Annotated in this window: 2 protein-coding genes; both read right to left on the reverse strand. The window is 48.6% G+C overall.

The window, feature by feature from the left end:
- Positions 1-229: 229 nt before the first annotated feature.
- Positions 230-1,327, reverse strand: coding sequence for a GGDEF domain-containing protein (locus ACQY6I_RS04835; RefSeq protein WP_428240345.1), 1,098 nt, complete (start codon positions 1,325-1,327; stop codon positions 230-232).
- A 1,090-nt stretch (positions 1,328-2,417) separates the two neighbouring features.
- A partial coding sequence (locus ACQY6I_RS04840; RefSeq protein ID WP_428240346.1) for a penicillin-binding transpeptidase domain-containing protein occupies positions 2,418-3,774 on the reverse strand: 1,357 nt, incomplete at its 5' end.

Below are 3,774 nucleotides of genomic sequence, written 5' to 3' on the forward strand. Positions count from 1 at the left end.
CTCTTCGTTGCCTATAGGGACATAGGTAAGGGGCGTGAGCAGGACGCGGCAGCCTTGTAACTCCTTGGAATAGCTAGCTATTCCGCGCATCGTTACGCCTTGATCTACACCACCTCAAACGCACACTTCAACTCGTCCAACTGCGGATTCTAGGATGAATGGATAAAGTTTCCAGGCTAGAGAATATGCTGTTTCCAATACAGGAGATCAGCATGAATATCTCACGAATTCAGCCTGCCACTACACGATCACGGCCATTCTGCTTGGCACTATAGAGGGCCTGATCGGCACGATCTATGGTGTGTTCGATCATCTCATTGTCACGGCGTGTGCTAAAACCAATTGATACCGTGAAACTGAATTGCTGCCCTTCGTGATTGATTTCAATTGCAGTAATGCGTTCCCTCACGCGATTCAGACAATTCATGACACATGAGGGGGGTTCAGTTTCGGGTAAAACGAGCAAAAATTCCTCGCCACCCCAGCGCGCGATGTGATCAGTTGCGCGAATTGTTTGCTCAGCCGTTTCAGCAAAACGCTTTAACGCAATGTCCCCTGCTCGGTGGCCGTAGCTATCGTTGATTTTCTTGAAATGATCAATATCCAGCAACGCTACAGTAAAAGTTCGACCGTTACGGTCACTGCGAAGGCACTCCTGAGCGAGTAGTTCATTCATTGATCGACGATTCATCAGGCCTGTCAACTCATCGAATAAAGCAATCTGATGAATATGCTCTAAAGCAGCTTCAAGCTCCTTTTTCTGCGTATTTAGACCCTCACGTAGATGCTGCAGGCGGGAAGTCAGAAAGGTACCACCACTGAGTACAATCAGGATCATCACGGTATTAGCCACTTCGAGGCTCCATGCATTGCTACCCTGTGAGTGCCATACAACATAGGCCACGGCAGAGCCAAATGACAGTAGCGCAAACAGGGAAACAATAATTATCTGTCGAACCAACAGGCCAAACATACTGAACATGAGAATCACTGCCAGAATGGATGGAACAACACCGCGCCCTTCCCCTGCCAATGCGTATGCTACAGCATTGGCGGCTATCGCGTAACTTATCTGTATTAGCGCCAATGAGGGATCTTGCCAGCGCTCTGAATAACCGCTGCGTATAAGCAGGAAGAACACGACAAGTCCGCCCAGGGCGAAAAAGGTCCACACATAAATGGCAAGCGGCTGAGTTCCAGAAAATCTGGCAAGCAGGTTAAGCACCGCAACGCAGGCAAGCATCAATAGAGTGGCGACTCCAGTGAGCTGGAGCCGAATACGTCGTTGAGGATTAGTAGTCAGCAACCAGTCAATAAAAGTTTGCATGCGCAGGCATTCCTGGTTGGGATGATCTATCCGGTTTTTTCATTTTACTCAAACTCCAAAATTCAGTAAAAAATTCGAATTGACTATATTCTATCTTCAACCTTTAAGATTAGCTGATAGGCTGCATTGCCTTGAGCCATAATTAGTTAATTCCTCTTTAGGTTCTAATAAATATTTACTTGCATGCATGCCATTGATACGCGGAGACAATTTTATCACCTTCCTTTTCATTAACTGATATGTTTTTGCATATTCATAACACTTTTCCTGGGCTTTTGGGTTAGAACATTTTTACTTTCCCAGCTCCTTTACCAGAAAATATTACCCCCCCATCTGATGGATCATCAGTCAAATATCTCTATTAGAGCCGGGGACTTGTTATCGTGAAGCGCTATAATCCTAGAATCTGCAGTTGGACGAGTCGTAGTGCGTTTACGGTGGTGTAGATCAAGGAGTTACAAAGCTTCCGTGTCCTGCTAACACCCCTTACCTATGTCCCTATAGAGAAAGCTTCCGCGTAGGTGGTACGAGCCCACAGATTGGCGAAGGTAGAAAACAATGCAGGCGCTATTGTCGAGAACAATGCAGGGAGCAATTGTAGAGAGCGAAGCACGACTCCAGGGAAGGAGGAGGTAGAGCGAAGCAGGATGCTTGAGCCGAGGATGCCAGAGCCGATGCATAGGAGCGTTTTCAGCATGGATGCTGTTATTTCGCGAATGCATGGATGCATAGGAGCGTGAAAAGATAAATCGACTGTAACGGTTTACTAAGCAATGAGTTACCCTCTAATTCGAGAGGTCAACTACGAAATCCAGGTTCAAACTCTGCTTGAGGGTCTCACAATAGGTGGGCACTTTTTATCGGAACAGAGGCATGCACACAATCAGCATAAATCATTACTGCATCTTATGATACCGGCTAGAAAAGATAAATTTTAACTTCACCCATTGGATAACCCAGTAACGCTACAGGCATTTGTGAAAAATCCATATTCAATAGCGGATTCCAGAGAAATATATTTTAGACAGAAATCTTTAATTGGTCAGAGTGATATCAACTGACCTGGTTGACATCTCCTCTAACAAATAACTCAACGAAAAATATCCTGCGGTTCAACAATAAAATCGAGCGCATCGCTCATGCCAGCCTGGTCGGATACCGCCAACTGGTAACTGCCGGGTAAAGGCATACTCAGATGAAGGGTGTCTCCATGCTCGTCCAGTAGTTCTCCATTCAGGAACCAGTACCATTGAGGCTGTCCGCCAACCGCCTTAAAACTAAGTTGCGGTTGTGAGGTGGTTGATGGATGACGTTTAAGCCTTGTATTCCTGTCCAGGCCTATGATCTGAACTGGGGTTTCACTTAACAGGCCATCACTTTGTCTGCAACGAGGATCGAGTGGTGGAATTCGATTAGCATTTCGCCATTTTGCTGGTATCCAGCTTTGTAATGCTGCAGGCCAGATCGGCAGCGTTTGTTGCCTGCTCTGAACGTGACAGCCCAGCGCTGCACGCAGACCACTATCTGCTGCAATGCTGAAGGTCTGATAAGGCGTCGAGATGAGTGGAGCTTGTGCAAGGCTACCCATCAACGTGGGTGGTATCACGCCGTCCAGTATCCAGGCTTCCATCTTCTGATCGCATAGATCGGGTGTGTTTTGCCCACCGGGCCAGCAAATCTGCTTGCGTGTTACGCTATCCGGCTGCGCATGCGCTGAGTAGGCCGTGTCGGGTAGGATGGCAGAGACTGAGCGCAGGATAGGGACGGCTGTAAAGCTACCATAATGCCCTGTCATGGCTGCATTATCCGGGCTACCCACCCAGACGCCAATAGTATGGTGTTCGCTAGCACCTATGGCCCAGGCATCACGGTTTCCATAACTGGTTCCAGTCTTGATGGCGACATTCTGGCGCCAGCTTTCTCCAACCTTTGCTTGCGCCAGAATATCTCGAATAATCCAGGCGGCACCGGGGCTAAGTAGCTTGCGTCGTTGTATGCTGTCAAGCGCAGTAAACCTGGGAGTAATCGCGTAGCCTTCATTAGCCAGTGCGCTATACAGGGCGACCAGATGTTGCAGATTTGTTGCTTCCCCACCAAGCGCCAACGTCAGGTTCGGGGTGGCATCAGGCGGCAGCAAAAGCCCGGCTCCAGCGGTTTGCATGCGGGCAAAAAAGTTGCCGGGGCCAAGTTGCTCCAGCACCTGAACGGCCGGGATATTCAGAGACTTTTGCAATGCCCGGCTGACACTAACCGCTCCGGAAAATCCGCGCGTAAAATTCTGGGGTCGATAATCGCCAAAGGTCAGCGGAACATCCATCAACAGGCTCTGGCTATGAATCAAACCTTCATCCAGCGCCAGCCCGTAGATAAAGGGTTTCAGGGTCGAACCGGGTGAGCGCTCGGCGGTCACCATATCGATATAGCCGAAACGTTCGCTATCTGTCATG

This window comes from Gynuella sp., assembly GCF_050297175.1.
Lineage (GTDB): Bacteria > Pseudomonadota > Gammaproteobacteria > Pseudomonadales > Natronospirillaceae > Gynuella.